Below are 18153 nucleotides of genomic sequence, written 5' to 3'. Positions count from 1 at the left end.
CGCTTTCTGTTCTGTCTCGGGCGTGCGAGAAAAAGAATCGATGCCCGAGAAGTGACTTGAGTCATAGTGCGCCATTCGCTGACGATGTGTCAATGAATGACGCAATGTTTTTCGATGACGGTAAGTCGGTGATTTGCCAGAAGGTCGAAATGCGAGCAAGGTGGGCGACGTGAGCACGACTACCGATGGCCCGAAGAACAGGCGGGGAACCCTTCGCGACGAGCAGAAACGCGCGACGCGGGCCAAACTCGTGGACGCCGCACGCACCCTGTTCGAAGAGCGGGGATATGCGGCAGTCACGGTCGACGACATCGCCTCGGTCGTCGGATGCAGTAGAGCCACGTTCTACGTGCATTTCGCCAGCAAGGTGGAGATGCTCAAGACGATCGGCGCGGCCGGGATGGCGGCGAGTGCGTTCGCTTTCTACATCGATCTCGATCGAGTCCTCGACACGAACTCTCGCGTGGAATTCACCGCATGGCTGGAACGTGCCTTCGACTGGTTCGACGAGAACAAGCGCCTGCTGCCGGCCTGGGACGAGGCCGTGGCACTCGAACCGGAGTTCCGCGAGACAGCGCGAGACGGTATGACCGAACTACCGAACGCCATGCCCAAATATCTGGGCCGGTGGCCGGTGGAACAGCACGACGAGGCGAGGTTGCGCGTCGAACTGCTCGTGAGTCAGCTGGAGCGATTCTTCACACGCTGGGCCGTGCAGGGGACGATCGATGTGACGCGGGTTCAGGCGGCCGAGGTTCTGACAGATATCTGGTTCCCGGCTCTGTCGCCGGAATCGAAGGGCGCCGCCGAGCGGTAGGTGTGAATCCGACGGAGGTTCACGGGTCGATGAGTCCTTCGGTCGCGCCTCGCCACCCGCGGCGCTGGTAATCCCGCGGCGACATGCCGTGGGCAGCGATGAAGACCTTGGTGAAGCCGGAGGCGTGCGCGTAGCCGAGTCGGCGGGCAGTCTCTCCGGCCGAGAGACCCTCCTCGAGATGGGCACGCGCGAGGGTCATGCGTAACTGGGCTCGCCAGCGTGGGTAGCTCTGGCCGGTGGCCGCAGTGAAGCCTTTCTGGAGCAAGTTCTCGTCGACGCCGAGTCGAGCGCTCCACTCCGACAGCGTGCGGGAATCGGTGGGGTCGGCCCGTAGTGCGGCAAGGATCGTCTCGACTGGATCGCTCTGACGGCTGCCGTGTGGACGAGCCGCTGCAGAGCTGCGGACCAGCCTCGAGATTCGCGCCGGGTCGTGGATCTCGGGGCGTAGGTGAGTGTAATTCGCGACCACCGTGTGCAACAGATACGTCTCCGCTTCGCGAGCGAAGTGCAGCACACGTGGCGGCGGTGCGGCGACCGGAGAGGCGCCCGGCTGGGACCCGAGGGGAAGTAGCAGAGAGCCTTCCGCGATCTCGACACTGTTGCGCACCCCCGCTGGAAGCCACATTGCGTCGCCCCGCCTCAGATTCCACGTTCGGTCGCCGAAAGTAACCCGGGCGGAGCCTCGATAGATCCAGACGACGACGTGAAAGTCGTTGACCCTAGCCCATGTTCCGCTTGCGGGGATCGTCGGCGGTATCGGTGCCGAGCCTGGCGGGGCGCCTTCCTCGGACAACAGTGCGACGCTCTGTGCCAACGTTTCGTTCTCCTGGATCGGCGCCGAACCTCGGTGTGCACGTGCGTAGGCGCTGGGTGTCATGCCGGTGTGTTCACGGAAGGCGCGGGTGAATCCCGCGGGAGTTGCGAATCCGACCTGCGTACCCGTCCAACCGATTTCACGGCCGGTGTCCAGGTAAGCGGTTGCTGCCGCGATCCGGGCCGAGGTGCGCCAGCGCACGAACGGCAACCCCGTCTCCTCGGTGAATCGGCGCTGCAGGGTGCGGACACCGATCTTGAGTTGCCGGGCGAACTGGGAAAGTTCCGTGTCATCGGCTGGGGTCCGTAGAAGCGTGCGAGCGATCTCGAGGGCTTCGGCCGAGCGAGGCAAACTCGGCGGGGAGTGCGGCACCGAAGCGCTGACCTCATTGGCGTGGGCTCCCGCGACAAGCTCGATCAGTCCGGCTCCCGCTGCCGTCTCGCCCCGAAGAAATCCCAAGTTGTGCGCGAATTGGTGGACGAGCCAGTCCTGCCAGTCTGCTGGGATCTCGAAGTCGATGACCCGGTTCAACGCGGGCGGCAGGTCGGCCGCGGGCAGTGGGATGGGAAATGCGACCGCGCCCGGATCGACCCGGATGCTGTACGCGATTCCCGCCGGTACCCAGATTGCCGCCCCCGCAGTCACACTGCGGGTACGGCCGCCGATCTGCAGTTCTGCGCGCCCGGTATGTACCCAGAACAGCAGTGGCTCGCGTTCATTCGCGATCGAGGCGAGCCGAGCCGCGGGGATCTCGGGGACTTCGCCTGCGGGGAACACCAACCGTGGTCCCACGATGCCCTCCCGACGTCGATGCATTCTCTTCCAGCCGACCGATGAGTGTAAGAAGTCGGCACGCACGGATAACCATAACTGATTAGGGCAGGCTAGCTTTATTTATTGGCCCTCCCGCCGTGATCGAACGTGGGCCGGACCCCCGTCCGTGCGCTTCCGAGGAGACTTTCCGTGCCCCGAAACACCCGTCCGACAAGGGCGTACCCCGTTACCTTGCGCGAACTCGAGGTACATCGGGTGACAGAGGTGACGCCGGGCATGCGGAGAGTGACGCTCACCGGAGCCCAACTCGACACCTTCACCAACGCCGACGGAATTGCCGAACCCGCCTTCGCGAGTACGGGCTTCGACGACGACATCCGGTTGCTGTTCACCTACCCCGGCGAATCCGACCCGGTGCTGCCGGTAATGGTCGACGGCAGTGTGACTTTCGCTGCGGGGCGCCGTCCGCTTGCCCGCGCATACACCGTGCGCCGCTACGATCCGCGAACAAGGGAACTCGACGTCGATTTCGTCGTTCACGGCGAGGGAGTGGCTACCACCTGGGCGCGGGACGCCAGTCCGGGCGACCGAATGCACATCGCGGGCCCCTCTGTATCGCAGGGACTCCCGGAAGATTACGAGTATCTGCTGGCCGTCGGTGACGAGACCGCGTTGCCGGCGATCGCACGTCTTCTCGAGGAATTGCCCGCCGATGCCAGGGGGCATGTGTTCGTCGAAATTGCGGACTCGGCTCACATCCAATCGGTGCGCGAGTTGTCCGGGGTGAGTGTCACGTGGTTGCCACGCGAGGGGGCCGAGTCCGGCGCTACTACTTTGTTGCTCGACGCGGTCAGTGCTGTCGAATGGCCTGACGGGCGCGTATTCGGCTGGCTTGCAGGCGAACAGGCGACGGTTCGCTCGCTTCGTCGTCATTTGATTCGTGATCGAGGAATTGCGAGGACGGACATCGATTTCACCGGCTACTGGAAACGAGGCGGGGCCGTGCGTGCAGATTCCTGACCTGGCTCCATCGCTCACCCAACACCTTCACCTCAGCAACACCGAAAGTGTTCGATAACACCGAAAGGCAGAAATGACAGTCCTGCGCACCAGACGATCACGGATCACCGGACTGATCGGGGCCGCGCTCGCCGCAGCGCTACTCGTGACCGGGTGCTCGGCCTCGGCCGAAGACTCGAAAACGGCATCCTCTCCCGGTTCGGAGGGGAACGCCCTTCCGGCTGCGGAAGGAACGACTACCTACCCGCTGACCCTGGAATCGCCATACGGTACAAGTATTCTCGAGAAGCGACCGGAGCGGATCGCCGCCATCGTGCCCAACGCCGTCGACACGGAAATGCTCCTCGCGCTCGGCGTCAAACCCGTCCTCTCCTCGTCGATGGTGAAGGAATCGGCTTCCCAGTCGTACTTGTTGCCTTACGACGCAGAGAATCTCGATACCTTCGAGTTCGCGATGGGTGGAACACTTCCCGTCGAAGCGATCGCCGCGAGCGAACCGGACCTCATCGTCGCCGTCGGCTGGGCTGACGGCCTGGGTGGTTTGTCCCTGGGCGATTACTACGAGCATTTGTCCTCCATCGCACCGGTTGTGACGAGCCCCGACACGAAGTCGCGGATGCTCGTGCCGTGGAAGGAGTCGATCCGCGTACTCGGCGAGACGCTCGACCTCTCGAAGGCGGCCGAAAAGATCGTGGCCGACCATGACCAGTATTTTGCGAACGTGCGCCAGGAGAACCCGCAACTCGCGGGTCTGACTGCAACCTGGGCGATCTTCTACGGCACCGGCAATGGGCTGCAGTATCTTTCGGCGCTCGGTTCGGCTCCGGCAACATTCTTGGGTGAGCTCGGTTTCGCCGAGAACCCGCACGCAAAAGAGTTCGTCACCCAGAGTACTGTCGGCGAGGAACTTCTCGAGAACATCGATGCGGACTTCCTCCTGATCGGCCGCAGTGCCGCCGGCAGCGAGGAGGATTTCGACAAGCTGACCGGCGGGAAGCTTTTCCAAGCGCTGGGAGCTGTGTCCTCCGGTCATTGGGTTGGCCTGCCTCCTCGCACCGCCGACGGCGGGGATGTTCTGTGGGCGATCACGAGTGGTGGTCCGATCGGAACAATATGGGCGGCTGAACATATCGTGCCGCTCATCAGCGCGAAGCTGTAGACACACAACTGCAGAACGGAAAGCACTCACCCGTCGCCACAGGATTGTGTGGCGGCGGGTCGTTCGTGTCGCAGTGATAACACGGGGTCGACGCTGGACCTGATCGGCGAGGGCTTCGTTCACTCCGGGGTGAAATACTTCACAATTCGGACAGGTGTGCGCGATCCGACCGGTCGGTCGCCTAAGGTTCGCTGGTCGAGTTTGCGAGTTTTAGGAGAGTCAGTGAAGAAAAAGTTAGTCGGGGCACTGTTGTGTGCCACAGCATCTGCCGGTTTGATCTTTGTGGGTGGCGGTGTCGCAAACGCAGGTACGTATATTCCGGCCGGTACCGATGGCACCTACCGAGTTGGCAGTGGCGAGGGCCAGATGCTGCCTGGTCTCTGGAGTACCTCCGGCGGCCGGTCTTGTTACTGGGAACGGACAGGTTATGGCCGGGACATCATCGACAACAACTTCGGCGGTGGGCCGGAAACAGTAGAAATCATGTGGGGCGACACTAGCTTCACTTCGAATCGATGTGGGGCTTGGGAACGTCACGCTCCCGTTCCCAATCCCATCCCCGGGCTTCCGCCCATCGAGGCCGTTGACTACCGAAACATGATGTCGGCGCTGATTCCTCTAGGCATTGGGTCGGCCGCCGTCGGCTCATCAATGCTCCCAGCGCTGGTCCTCACAGGAAGCTGATCTGAAGAACCGTTCGCTTTACGGGGCAAAGGCTTTCGCTGAGTCTGCCAGGCCGCATCGATGTAGGCCTGGCTGTAGGGCAAGTTATGTCAGAGGGTGATCGTGCGGGTGGGCTCCCAGATGGCGGGGTCGCGGTGGGTGACGACGACGACGGTAGCCGCCAATTCCCGCACAGCGCCGGCGATGCGGCGTTCGGTGCCCTCGTCAAGAGCCGAGGTTGCCTCGTCGAGCACCAGGACGGGAGCGTCTTTGAGGAAGGCACGAGCGATCGCCACCCGCTGACGTTCGCCACCGGAGAGAGCGGCACCCTGGTGCCCGATGTCCTGATGAAGGCCGAGCGTCGAGCGGTCGAGAACGGCACTGAGGGCAGCACGCCTGGCGGCGTCCTCGATCTCGGTCTCGGAAGCGCCTGGTCTTCCGAGACCGATGTTCTCGCCGAGCGTGCCGGAGAACACGAGTGGATCCTGCGGCACGTAGCCGATGTGCGCCGCCAGGTCGTCGTAGGGCAAGTCGCGCAATGAAACTCCGCCTAGCGAGACGCTTCCTTGGTCCGGATCGTCGAAGCGCATGAGCAGCCCGAGAAGTGTGCTCTTCCCCGTACCGGAGCGCCCTGCGACGAGAACACGCTCACCAGCGGGGATCTCCGCGTTGATGCCATGCAGAACCGGAGCGTGGTCCACCCCGACGACCTTGATATCCGTTCCAACAGGGCGCGCGGCGTCCTGGGGTGCGGGTTCAGGCAGCGCGGGAGCCGAAGTCGCGGCACGGTAGTCGCGAACCGTTGCGCGCAGTTCGTTGACTCCGATTCCCGCCAGGGCGAGTTCGTCGAGCGGCGCAGCGGCGCGAGCGGTGAGGATGACGAGGGCGAGAGCGGCTGCGGGATCGTCGAATCCGGTGGCAGCGAGGAAAATCACTGCGCCTGCCAACGGCACAATGGTGGCGATCGCCGAGATGAATGTCGCTGGTGCCGCGGCGAGATTTGTCCGTGCAAGCGCGGTCTCCTGGTCCCGCCAGCTTCGCTCGATACGATCGACGGAGCGCATGGGACCGGCTGCCGTACGCAGTAATTCGAGATGGTCGGTGAGTTCAAGCGTCGACTGCGTTGCTGCGAGCTCTGCCTCGTGTCGGCGCTCGTCTGCTCGGCTGAGCGCGCGTTGGGCCAGCGTCTGAGCGGCGAGCGAAACGGCGAGCAGTCCGCCGACGATCAGCATGACGCCGGGTCCCGCAACGACCGCGATTCCGGGAAGCAGGAGCAGCGGGATCAGTGGTGCAACGAGGAAGGTCTGAAGTTGGTGCGCGGGAACGCTCATCAGTGACGGGATTCCGCGGCCGGCGACGGTGGTGAGCAGTGCCCGGTTGGCGTCGGTGAACCACGACAGCTTTGCACGGGCGAAGGCGTCGCCGAGTGCGTCGTAGAGATCGCCGACGAGTCGAGCCCCGGTGAAGTAACCGCCCCGAGAGACCAGGACGGTCACGAAGAGAGCGATTGCGGCCGTGGCCAGAACGAGAACCGGCGACCGGTGATCAGCGATCGAGAGGGCGAGGGTGGTGTACGCGATCGCCTCGAGGACAGCAACGGACACCCAACCGAGTCCGATGGTGATCAAGCGGCGGCAGGCTGCATTGGCGCTGTTCATTATTCGGCTCCAGTCAGGGCGGCATTGCGCGAGGCGGCGTTGTGCGAGTTGGGACTGACGAGGTCGAGTCGATCGTCGGCGTCGTCTGCAAGAGCAGGGTCGTGGGTGACGATCACGATCGTCTTTCCTTCGTCGTGCGCGAAGTGGCGCAGTTCCTTCAGCAGTTCGGCCGCTGTCCGATCGTCGAGCGCACTTGTCGGCTCGTCAAGCAGCAGTACTGTTGCGGGCGAGAGGAATACCCGAGCGAGCCCGACTCGCTGACGTTCTCCGCCGGAGAGTGAAGTGGCATCGGTATCGAGGCTGATGTCGATCTGTGCCCGGCGTAGTGCGGCGGTGTATTCCGCGTCCGTTGCATCGGGGGCGGCCAGCGCGATGTTCTCGCGCACCGTGGCCGGCAGCACGTCTGCGCCCTGGGGTGTGAGCAGAATGGACTGTGGCCGCAGGTTCTCGTCGATCGTGACGACGCTCTGATCCGCGTAGCGGACGGTACCCAGTTCCGGGATCTCGAAGCCGGCCAGTGCTTTCAGGAGCGTCGACTTGCCCGCTCCACTCGGTCCCGTGATCGCAGTGATCGCGGCTGGGCGGAATGTATGCGTGACGCCGTCGACGACTCTGCGGTCCGCGATCATGACAGTCAGGTCAACGATCTCCAGGCAGTCGGAGGGACTCGACGCCGGAACGGTGAGTGCTTCACCGGCAGGAAGGGTGGGTTCGTCCAGGGCAGCGGCGAGCCGGACTGCAGCAGCGCGTCCAGCCGCGACGTAGTCGAGGCCGTGCCCGAGCCGCAGGGCCGGTGTCACGATTGCGAGGCTGAAGAGAATAGTGGCGGCCAACGTCGTTGCATCCCAGCGATATCCGACGGGATAGGCGATCGCGAACGTCGCCGTCGCCTGCATAAGGGCAACCGCGACGGCCGCAGGGGTAGCCACGAGTCGAACGCGCTCCTGCATTCCCCGGGTGAACCGTGCTGTCGATTCTGCATAGTCGGCGGCAGCGCCGGTCTGCGCGCCGTAGATCCGGCAGACGCGGATACCGCGGGCATAGTCGTCCACAGCGGTCACGATGTCGCCCATGACATCCGCACTTTCGGCGCTGTGCCGAGCGGCCATTCTGGGGATCACGAACAAGTAGAACAGTGCTGCCACGATGCCAGGAGCCAGAGCGAGAAGCGCCACGGGGCCGGCTGAGGCGACCAGCGCCGCGATCGTGACCGCCGGGACCACGATCAGTGTCGCGAACTCGGCCGGTAGGTGCGCAGTCATATGGTGCAGCGCTGAGATGTCGTCCGAAACGAGCCTCCTCAGTGCGTCTCCGCTGTAGCGGGACAGCGTACTTGCGGGCAGTCGAACGAGATGAGCTGCGAGCTGGCGTCGAAGCCTGGCCTCGAAGAGCGACTCGCCGTGATGCGAGAGCCATGACGACGTGGCCGCGAGCGTTACCCCGGTGAGCCACAGCCCACATGCCCACCCGGCCCGGCTCATCGACGGTTCACCGACGAGTTGCACGACGCTCCAGAGCGCACCGAGCATCGCGACCCCCGACGCTGCCGCCGCGACCACCCCGGCGGCCAATGCAGGCAGCGCCGGGCGCAAAGCCGGGACCAGCGACGGTTCGACGAGAGGGCGGGGCATGGATAACTCCTTGAATCAGCGTCCGGGTGCAGACACGACAAATGACCGAAACCCAAGGCTAGGCTTCGGTCGTCCTGTCCAGTTATCGCGATGCGCCGATTTCTTACACCTGAATGGAACGCACTGCAATTTTCAGGATGCTGCAGAAATGCTGCTCATGACGTCTTCCCATACGCTCATGACCGCGGATTCGGTTGGGCCAGTCTGAGTGAACACGGCTACGCACTTGCGGCGGAAGTCGTACACCTCGACAGACGTCGTCAAACCGTGCACTCCGTGGGTGCGGGTCAGCCAGCACTCCGAGACGCCGTTCAGATCGATCATCGTTCGGCAGGTGTCCGAGGCTAGAGTCAATGTCCCGCCGAACATGGCTGCGGCGTCGAGGTCACCGCGATGAATCTGCAGGCAGCCGTTGCCGGCGACGACACTCGTGACGGGCAGTTGGTGGTAGGACAGGTGCTCCATCCCGGCAGCCATGAGGTGAGGATCGACTCGCCGGTAGCCGAGGGCACCCAAAGCGACGAAGCCGCTACGACGTTCGGTGCCGCTGTCCGCGAGGATGAAGTCGAGCTGTGTCAGCTGATCGGCCTCGGCCCAAAAGGCGGGAGTATTCGATGTCTGGACGGGAGGGCTTGTTTCCCTCGCAGTGCTCGGTGCAGTTCGCATCGCTTCGAAGGCGAGACGATCCGAGGTCGGGGTCAAATACGTAGTGTGTGAACTTGATCCGTGGGTACCGAACATCCGAAGCGTCGGGGGCAGGTGCTGTTCTGCGTCAGTGGTCACCACCGAACCGAGGGCGGAAGGCTTCAAACGTAGGGAGACGAGTCCGGGCGTGCAGACCAGCGGATCGCCGGGAACTGTTGGAACGGCGTACTTGCCCGAGTCGTTGACAGCCACCGGACCTGCAACGGTGATCGCTACGGCGTCGTCCAAGAGTGGCAGCATTTTGCCGACTACCTCAGGTGCGGTGTCGATCAGTCCACCGCGGAACCCTGGACGCGCAAGTAGTGCGTCCAGGTCCGACATGCGCGCCAAAGCTGCGCAACGGCATTCGCCACGGTGCGGGCACATCTCAGTAGACATCCCGTAGATACCGCTTCGATCGTTTGAGGTTGTTGACGTAATCCTCGGCGGCGTCCGCACCCAACCCACCGTGCTCGGAGACCACCTCGTGCAGCGCGTCGTCGACGTCCTTTGCCATCCGGGTCGCGTCGCCGCAGACGTACACGTGCGCACCGTTTTCGAGCCAGTCGAACAAGTCTCGGCCATGCTCGCGCATACGAGTCTGGACGTAGACCTTCTCGGACTGATCACGCGAGAATGCCAGATCGAGACGCGTCAGGACACCGTCACGGGTCAGACCATTCAACTCGTCCTCGTAGATGAAGTCACTCGACTGATGCTGATCGCCGAAGAAAAGCCAATTCTGCCCCGACGCGTTGCGTGCCCGACGCTCGTGCAGGAAAGCACGGAAGGGCGCGATACCGGTGCCGGGGCCGATCATCACGACGGGAGCAGCGTCATCGGCGGGTAGACGGAACGAATTATTCTTGGAGACAAAAACTCCGACCCGATCCCCCTCGCCGACGCGGTCCGCCAGGTACGTCGAGCAGACGCCGCCGCGGTCCCGCTCGCCCGAGCGGTGGCGCACACTCGCTACCGTCAGATGCACGGTGCCGTCGTGGGCCAGCGGGCTGGAGGAGATCGAATAGACCCGATGTTGCAGCGGGCGCAGAAGTGCAAGCAGATCTTCGGGATTCAATCGAATGCTGTTGTCCAACTGCAGGAGATCGAGTACGTCCTTGCCCCAGAGCCATGCATCGAGCGCTTCCCGATCTTCCGTGTCGAGAATGTGCTGCAGTTCGGCGTCGCCGCTGCGTCGGGCGATGTCTTCGATCAAATCGCGCGAGGGAATCGAGATCTCGTAGTCGCTGGTCAACACCTGGTCCAACGGTGCGGGCGAGCCGTCCTTCGCGGTGACGACGTAGTCACTGCTCGCACCGAGTTGATGGATGATCGCCTCGACGAGAGCGGGGTCGTTGATCGGGCGGATGCCCAATCCATCTCCGGCCTCGTAGTCCAGACCGTCCTCGCCGAGCGCAAAGGTGAAGTGTCGGACTTCCTTGGCGGAGTCCTCGCCGGACAACAGTCGGTTGGCGAGGACGGTTGCAGGATAAGGGTTCTTGCGAGTCCACTGGGACCTGGTCTTCGTCGGAGCGGACGTAACCGGCGCGGCAGCGGTCCCCGCATCACCGTCGACACCGGCCACCGCAGCGACGGCACGAACGATCCATTCGGCCGCCGGATCCTCGTAGTCGACGTCGCAATCGGTGCGGTCGACAACCCGGGTCCCGCCGAGCACTTCGAAGCGGGCGTCGATGTTCTTTCCTGACTGGCAGTACCCGTCGTAGCTGGTGTCACCGAGTGCGAGTACTCCGAAGTAGAGACCCTCCAGCCGGGGCGCACTCTCGGATTCGACTGCATCCCAGAACAGCTGCGCGTTGTCAGGCATCTCGCCCTCGCCGTAGGTGGAGGTAATGACGAGCACTCGGCGCATGGCGGAAAGTGCATTGATATCCACGGTGTCCAGACCCGTGACAAGTGGTTCGAGACCGTGGGCACGAGCAGCTGCGGCCGCGTCTTCGGCCACGGACTCCGCGTTGCCGGTCTGGCTTCCGTAGAGGATGTGCACTGCTGCACCGGAAGTTCTCTCCACTGTTGCTGTTGCAGCACCGGTTTGACCGGGCATGACAGTTCGTGAGTGTAGACCGGCCAGGAATCCGGAAAGCCACGCGCGTTGGTCGCCGTTGAACGGTGCGTATTCGGGGATGTACGGGATTTCCATTTTGAAGCTCACCTACGTTCGGGGGAGGAGGTCAGGACACCAGGTCGGGGATCGTGCGCGAAGCGAACAGTTCGTCGAAGTTCGGCAGCGATCCGAGCTTGTCCCGATTCTTGTTGTCTTGAAACAGAATCCACCCGTACGTCGCCGGGCTGTCCATCGCCAACACGTTGCGCAGGCTCAGCGCCTGCTTGTAGTCGTCGACACGCTTGGCTGCAATCAGCGCAGCCAACTGTTCGTCGTCGTAGCCGGCCAGAGTCTCTTTCGAGTACTTCACCAGGTGCTGGACGAGGGCGAAGTCCTCGGTCAGTACCAGGTTTCGGGCCGCCTTCTGCACTGCTGGATCGTCGGGTCCGGACGCACCCGGCGTGCGGGCGGCGGCGAGTTGTTGCGCGAAGTGAAGCACGGTGTACGCACTGAGCAGCGCATACATCGTCGCGGTATCGGTCTCGCCGTAGGCAGGGACTGCTCCGTTCAGTGCGGGGCGCCCATCGCGCACTGCGAGTTTGAACGTGCGGACCTGACGTGCTGCGATGGCGGACGCCAATTCTTCGAGAAGCTCTTTGTGCGACTTCGCAGCCAGGATCGCATCGCTGTCCTGGTAGAGCATCAACGCCTTGGGCATGGCGTAGACGAACGAGTGCTGTTCGACTTCCCAGTTCTCGAGCAGTCGGGTTCCGAGCGCGGATCCCGTTGCTTCCACATGCAGTTCGAGCAGGAGTTGTACCGCGTGGTTGTGGACGGCGGCCAGAGGATCGGTCGCAGCGGTGATCGAACCCAGCAGTACGGAATCGGTACTTGCTCGCAGCGCCAGTTCGCCGCGAGGGTCGTACTGGTAGAAGAACCCGCCGCTCATGCCGTTGCCGACACCCTTGCCGAACTCGCCGAGGTTCACGACAGCACCGTTTGTCATGTACTCGCCGGCGAAGTCGCCGACACCTTCGACGACAGCACTGGCGCCGGAGTTGCGAACTGCAAAGCGATCGCCTGCTTCGCCTTCGACGAACACTCGTCCGCCGGTGGCGCCGAAGAGCGCGAAGTTGCCGATCAACACGTTTCCGCCGGCGTCGCTGGAGCCGCCGCCTGGGCTGCGCACGGCGATCACGCCGCCGCTCATGCTCTTTCCGACACCGTCGTTACATGTCCCGGTGTGTTCCAGGTGCATGCCGTCGTTGCAGAATCCGCCGAACGACAGGCCCGCAGATCCGGTCGTCAGGACGCGCACGCTGCCCGGAGCCAGATATCGTCGCCCACGCTCGTCAGTCAGTACCCCCGGAGCGAGAAGGCCGGCCGCTCCGTAGTTGAGTTCGCGTTCGAGGTCGACCGCTAACTGCCCGCCGACACTCTTGTTCCGGTTACTTAGGTGCAGTGCACCTTCGGCGAATTCGGGTCCGGACACGGTGACCGAGGCCTCGCCGCGGTCGAAGAGCACCGCGCGAACCTCGTCCATGATCTTCTCGTCGAGCGCGTACTCACGCTCGAGGTACACGGGATTGGCGATAGTGATGTCCGGCGCCGACGCGAACATCGCGTCCAGGTTCAGATTTCCGACGATCGAAGGGTGATCGATCAGATGCAGGAGGTCGGTTCGGCCTCGCGCTTCCTGAAGGGATCGCATTCCCAGATTTGCCAACAGTTCCCGAGTTTCGTGAGCGATGTTGAGAAGGTACTGCGCCATGGCGCGGGGATCGCCGTCGAACAGTTCCGGGTTAGTGGTCAGACCGGCGGGGCACTTGATGTTGCAGTTCTTGGCCATGACGCAGCCCATCATCATCAGCGCAGACGTACCGAACTCGAAGCTGTCTGCGCCCAGTAGTGCGGAAGTAATGATGTCGCTGCCGGTCTGATGCGCGCCCGAGCATCGCAGAACGACTTTCTGGCGAAGGCCGTTGGCACACAAAGCTTGATGGACCTCTGCGATACCGACCTCGGCCGCACGGCCCGCGTACTTGAGGCTGGTCACCGAAGCGGCGCCGGTGCCACCGGTGTTTCCGGCGACGTTGATGACGTCGGCGGCGGCCTTGGCGACACCGACGGCGATGGTGCCGATTCCTTCCGAGGACACCAACTTCACGATCACCCGGATGCGCGCCGCCTTGCAGTCGTGGATGAGCTGAGCGAGGTCCTCGATGGAGTAGGTGTCGTGGTGCGGCGGCGGCGATACCAGTTCGACGCCGGGCGTTCCGCCGCGGGCGGCAGCAATGTCGACGGTGACCTTGGCAGCCGGAAGCTGCCCGCCCTCACCGGGTTTTGCGCCCTGGCCGAGTTTGATCTCGATCTCTTCGAGCATCGGGTCGGCGAGGTATCCCGCCCAGATTCCGAAGCGTCCGGATGCAAACTGCTTGATGCGCGACGCACGAATCGTGTTGTAGCGCGAAAGGTGTTCGCCGCCTTCGCCGCTGTTGGACATCGCGCCGACCATGTTCGTGCCGTGTGCGACGGCTTCGTGCGCCGGAGCGTTCAGCGCGCCATGACTCATGGCACCCGACGCCAACTTCGGGGTGATGTCGCTGGCGCTCTGTACCTCGGAGAGAGGAACACCTGCCGGTGCGACCCTCAGCTTGGACAGGAACTCTGCCCCAATGCCGGTTGCCCTCAGCGCAAGATCCGGTGTGATGGCTTCAATGGTGATATCGGCGGCAAAGGTGGCGCAGAGGGCGTCGCCGAGTGCTTTTGCTCGCGCGCTGTCACCGGCTAGTGGACCGTCCAGGCGAAGCGTGTACCGGTCGTCTGCGGCGGATTCACACTGGACTCCGCGCATCACGATCGTTGTGTTGCCGAGCATCGAGAATCGGCTGATCTGCTCGGCGAACTCGGCTGTCGTGACCGCAAACGTGACGTCGGCGGGAACAGAGATGACGTCGCGCAACGCTGCGGGCCGACGCGATCGTTCCGCAGCCATCACAGTCGAAAAATCACGGTACCCGGCAGTGATGTCGAAGTCGTCGATCTGTTCGGTGGTCAACCGGTCGAAGCTCGTTGCCCGGTAGGCCCCGGCGTCGAGGCGGAAGGCGTCGTCGAGTCGCCCGAGCGGAAGCAGGCGTAGCGCATCGAATTGTTCGGTGCCGGAGGGACTGTCGAACGCGATCTTCTCCTCGGTGAGTTCGACGTACTTGCGGACTGCGGTGGTACCGAACGAATGCCCTGCGCCGTCTGCGCGCTCCTTGAACAGGCCGAGCAGTGGCAGGTCCTTTTCACCCTCGACTGCACTTGCACGCTCGTGCCACTGCTTCGAGGTCACCGCAACCGTCTCGAAACCGACGCCACCCACCGGTGACTTCATGTTGGGGAACCACTGGCGCAGAACAGGGTCGGACGTATCGAGGAAGTTGGATTCGAAGAATTCTCCGCCGATGTAGCTCTCGACGGTGCACAGGCCGACGCGTCCCATCGTCTTCATGAGGGATTTCTCGGCGGCCTTCGCGAAACGTCGGAAGGCGGCATCCGGGTCGGCGGCGAACTTCTCCTCAGCTCGCAACTGAACGGAGAGTGGGTAGACTGCAGAAGCGCCGAATCCGAGCGCAGCGGCAACGTGGTGCGAGGACTCGATCTGGCCGCTCTCGACGATGAGAGAGACGCGCAATCGCAGGCCTGCGTCGATGAGGCGTTGGTTCAGTGCTCCGACGACCATGATCGCGGGAAGTGTTGCGCGCTCATGAGATACGTGCCGGTCGGTCAGGACTGCGATCCCGCCCTGTTCTGCTGCGAAAGCGACAACGGCGTCGCCGAGTGCGGTCATCGCGTCAACCATCGCCTGCGCGTCACCCGCGGCGGGGTAGAGCATTTCGAATCGGCGATGCGGGGTGTGCTTCTGTTCGCGGATCTTGAGCATGTCCAGATGCCCGAGGATCGGCGACGAGATGACGATCTGCTTGCCCTGTCCGACGGTCATCTTCGCGCCCAATGCAACCCGGAGGGTCATGCCGTCCGCTTCCCGGATGCTGTCCAGCGGAGGGTTGGTGACCTGGGCGAATCGCTGCGAGAAGTAGCGTGCCACACCGCCTTCACGATCGGAAAACGCGTTGATGGCGTTGCCGTAACCCATGGCCGATACCTTCTCGGCTCCGTGCGTGAGCATCGGATCCATCAGGAATTTGAAGCTCTCCTGATCCAGGGAGTACGCCATGTAGCGCTGATGAACCTCGAACGTTCCGTTGTAGCGCGTCGGTGAGCTGACCTTCTCCGCAGGCACGGCGGGAATGTCTTCGATCAGGATTCGCGATTGCTCCAGCAAAGACCGGTAGTCGCGTTGTGCGGCGATCTTTTCCACAGCTTCACGGGCGGTGTAGGTGTGGCGATCTCGATGATCGAAGTACAGCATTCCGCCGGCTTCGACGCGGCCACGGTGAATCACCGTCTCGGGTGGGAATGCGATCTGTCCGGCCTCGGAGAATGCGCACACGTAGTCGTGTGTCTCGATCGTGCGAAGTGGACGCAGGCCGAGGCGGTCCAGGCGGGCGCCGATGATGGTGCCGTCGCCGAACACCAGCGCTGCCGGTCCGTCGTTCTTCTCCTCGTACAGCGAGAAGTACTCGAACATCGCCCGCACTGCGGGGGAGAGGGTGGTGTCGTTCTCCCAGGCCGGCGGCATCATCGAGACCACAGCCGTCACCAGGTCGACGCTGTCCTCGATGACGCGAGCTTCCAGAGTCTGATCGAGTCGGCAACTGTCGGACTGGCCGGGCGGACGGACGATCGCACGTCGTTTTGCGCTGGCGACTGCAGCTTCGGAGAGCCGATTCTTCTTGTCGGTGTTCAGTTCTCCGTTGTGGGCCATGAAGCGGAACGGCTGCGCCATCGTGGGATGCGGGTCCGTGTTGGTCGAGAATCGCGTGTGGAAGTACATCGTGTGCACAGCGTGATCGGGGTCGACCAGGTCGCGGAAGTACGCGATCACTTCGTCGGAGTTCAAGCGGCCCTTGAGAACCTGAGTTCTCGCGCTGAGCGACAGTGGGTACAACCCGCGCAGCGCAGGCGTGTTGTACGCGATGGCTTCGATGGCGAGCAGAGCTTCGTGCACGAGGCGATCGACGACCGCAGGTTCGGGACGCGGAGTGGGGACCTCGAAGATCCACTGCCTGATCGGAAGCTGATGTGCGATCGCGGCTGGCCGAATCGCCGAGTTGTCGACCGGAACGTCGCGCACTGCGAGAGTGGTGAATCCTCGGTCGAGTAGTTCGCGTTCCACCAGTGCGGCTGCGCGAGCATGCTGAGCGTCGTCGTCGGGAAGGAAGAAGTTGCCGACGCAGAAGCGTCCGGCACGTAGGTCGGAGCGCCCGGTGACCTTGCGGAAGAACCGGAGGGAGAGGTCCACCGAGACGCCGCCGCCGTCGCCGACGCCCTCGGAGGACATACCGCCGCGGTGCGGAACCGAGCAGAGAGCTTCGCTGCCCTTGATCAGGACATCGTGGGTCTGCACACCGTCCTTGCGCGTGATGAACCCGACCCCGCAACTGCTCTTGTCATCTGCGGGGTCGTACAAACCGACGATGGACGTGCTCACTGCAGCAACCTTCTCCCTGTCCTGGTTGCCCGGAGATTGTTCGACCGGGCAGATACGACGGCATGTATTCCGTCAGGGCAGGGCGTCGCTGCTTCGATGAAGCGGCACCCGAATGGGATCAGACTACTGAGTAGAGGCTTACCTTAGTCAAGTCTGTTGGGTGTGACTTGGATCCGAGCAGGTCAGAGTGTTGCTTTGTAGGCAAGGGCGTAAGCGATCTTGCCCGGCTTGTCGTCGGTGTACGGCTTCGACAGCTTTGCGAACTCTCCCTTGGACTCGGCTTTGCCGTCGTTCCAGGCTGGCAGGACACCAAGATCGGTGGCAGTGAATCCGCTGTCGACGACGGCATCGCCCGCCAACGCGGTCTGTGCATTAGTCACCGACTTCACGGTCTCCAGGTAGCTGGAGAGGTCGTCGCGATTCCAGTTGGTGAGGTCGACGGGCGCGGTGTCGCGGACCCACGCACCCCAGTAGAACTCCTGGAACGGGATCGAGCCAGCGGCAAATCCGATGTCGCGGGAGAAGTACATCAAGCTGCGGTACTTGTCGTCGGCGAAGTTCGCCAGGCCGACGCTCTTCGGCAGGGACTGGACCGGTACCTGGTTTCCGTCCACGTCACGCGACCAGACCCACTTGTTCTTTTCCATCTCGGTCCAGAAGGCGCCTTCACTCAGGCCGCTGAGGTTGCCGAGAACCCGCAGTCGCACGTGCAGGTCGGGGCCTCCGTCGGCCGTCTCGATGAAGGACGTGAGGGTGTGGTGACCGTCGGTCAGGTAGAGATCGCCGCGGGGTCCGACGACCACGGTCTTCATGGGCGCGATGCTCTCGGCGGTTTCCTGACCCACTGGTATCTGGCAGGTGAAGGACGACGGGTCCTTCAGCGTCGAGGCGGGAGTAGCGGTCGCAGCCTGGATCTGGCCGTTCGCCTCGCACCAGTCGTCGAACTTCTTGTTGATCGCATCTTTTCCGAGCGTGTATCGCCCGAGCTTGTAGTACACCTCGTCGTAGCCGAGGGAAGGCTGCGTCGCATGAACGTCGCCGATGCGCACGTCCAGAAGGTCACCTTCTTTGGCGCACAGGTACTCCGAGCCGCCGACGGAGCCTGAGAACGAACCGGTGGAGATGCCGCCACACGCGAGCGGAGCAGCGACAGCGGGTGTGCTGACCAGTGTTCCGGCGCCGAGCAGTACCAGTGTTGTGAGTGCCGAGATGGCGGAACGACGCATGTGGGGATCTCTCCTGAGGATGGGTTCGCACGTGAAGAAGCTTGCG

Annotated in this window: 10 protein-coding genes; 3 read left to right on the top strand and 7 right to left on the bottom strand. The window is 63.3% G+C overall.

What is annotated here, in order from left to right:
• The first annotated feature begins 160 nt into the window (after positions 1-160).
• The gene (locus tag ACSW29_RS31085; protein WP_448279012.1) at positions 161-817 is read left to right on the top strand and encodes a TetR/AcrR family transcriptional regulator; all 657 of its coding nucleotides are present in this window, start codon (positions 161-163) and stop codon (positions 815-817) included.
• 19 nt (positions 818-836) lie between these two features.
• Here ACSW29_RS31085 and ACSW29_RS31080 read toward each other — a convergent pair whose 3' ends face one another.
• Positions 837-2423, bottom strand: coding sequence for a helix-turn-helix domain-containing protein (locus ACSW29_RS31080; RefSeq protein WP_448279011.1), 1587 nt, complete (start codon positions 2421-2423; stop codon positions 837-839).
• A gap of 171 nt (positions 2424-2594) precedes the next feature.
• On the opposite strand from ACSW29_RS31080, the gene ACSW29_RS31075 reads away from it, so the two are divergent.
• Together ACSW29_RS31075 and ACSW29_RS31070 are read left to right on the top strand one after the other, a co-directional pair.
• Positions 2595-3425, top strand: a complete 831-nt coding sequence (locus ACSW29_RS31075; protein ID WP_317826845.1) for a siderophore-interacting protein — start codon at positions 2595-2597, stop codon at positions 3423-3425.
• A gap of 73 nt (positions 3426-3498) precedes the next feature.
• Entirely contained in the window at positions 3499-4584 is a 1086-nt protein-coding gene (locus ACSW29_RS31070; protein WP_448279010.1) for an ABC transporter substrate-binding protein, read from the top strand.
• 773 nt (positions 4585-5357) lie between these two features.
• Here the strand turns inward: ACSW29_RS31070 and ACSW29_RS31065 are convergent.
• The 6 genes from ACSW29_RS31065 to ACSW29_RS31040 form a co-directional block, all read right to left on the bottom strand.
• A complete protein-coding gene (locus ACSW29_RS31065; protein WP_448279009.1) occupies positions 5358-6905 on the bottom strand; it encodes an ABC transporter ATP-binding protein in 1548 nt (515 codons plus the stop codon).
• A complete protein-coding gene (locus ACSW29_RS31060) occupies positions 6905-8536 on the bottom strand; it encodes an ATP-binding cassette domain-containing protein (RefSeq protein ID WP_448279008.1) in 1632 nt (543 codons plus the stop codon). Before ACSW29_RS31060 ends, ACSW29_RS31065 begins: the two co-directional genes overlap by 1 nt.
• Before the next feature lie 132 nt (positions 8537-8668).
• On the bottom strand, positions 8669-9562 hold the full coding sequence (locus tag ACSW29_RS31055) for a hypothetical protein (protein WP_448279007.1): 894 nt from the start codon (positions 9560-9562) through the stop codon (positions 8669-8671).
• A 46-nt stretch (positions 9563-9608) separates the two neighbouring features.
• Positions 9609-11381 (bottom strand): sulfite reductase subunit alpha, encoded by a 1773-nt coding sequence (locus ACSW29_RS31050; protein ID WP_448279006.1) that lies wholly within the window; start codon positions 11379-11381, stop codon positions 9609-9611.
• Between the two features lie 31 nt (positions 11382-11412).
• The gene (locus tag ACSW29_RS31045; protein WP_448279005.1) at positions 11413-16881 is read right to left on the bottom strand and encodes a glutamate synthase-related protein; all 5469 of its coding nucleotides are present in this window, start codon (positions 16879-16881) and stop codon (positions 11413-11415) included.
• 182 nt (positions 16882-17063) lie between these two features.
• Entirely contained in the window at positions 17064-18107 is a 1044-nt protein-coding gene (locus ACSW29_RS31040; RefSeq protein ID WP_448279004.1) for a ParB/Srx family N-terminal domain-containing protein, read from the bottom strand.
• Positions 18108-18153 lie beyond the last annotated feature (46 nt).

This window comes from Rhodococcus sp. GB-02 (genome assembly GCF_053470465.1).
This window is presented reverse-complemented; position numbering and strand designations above follow the sequence as displayed.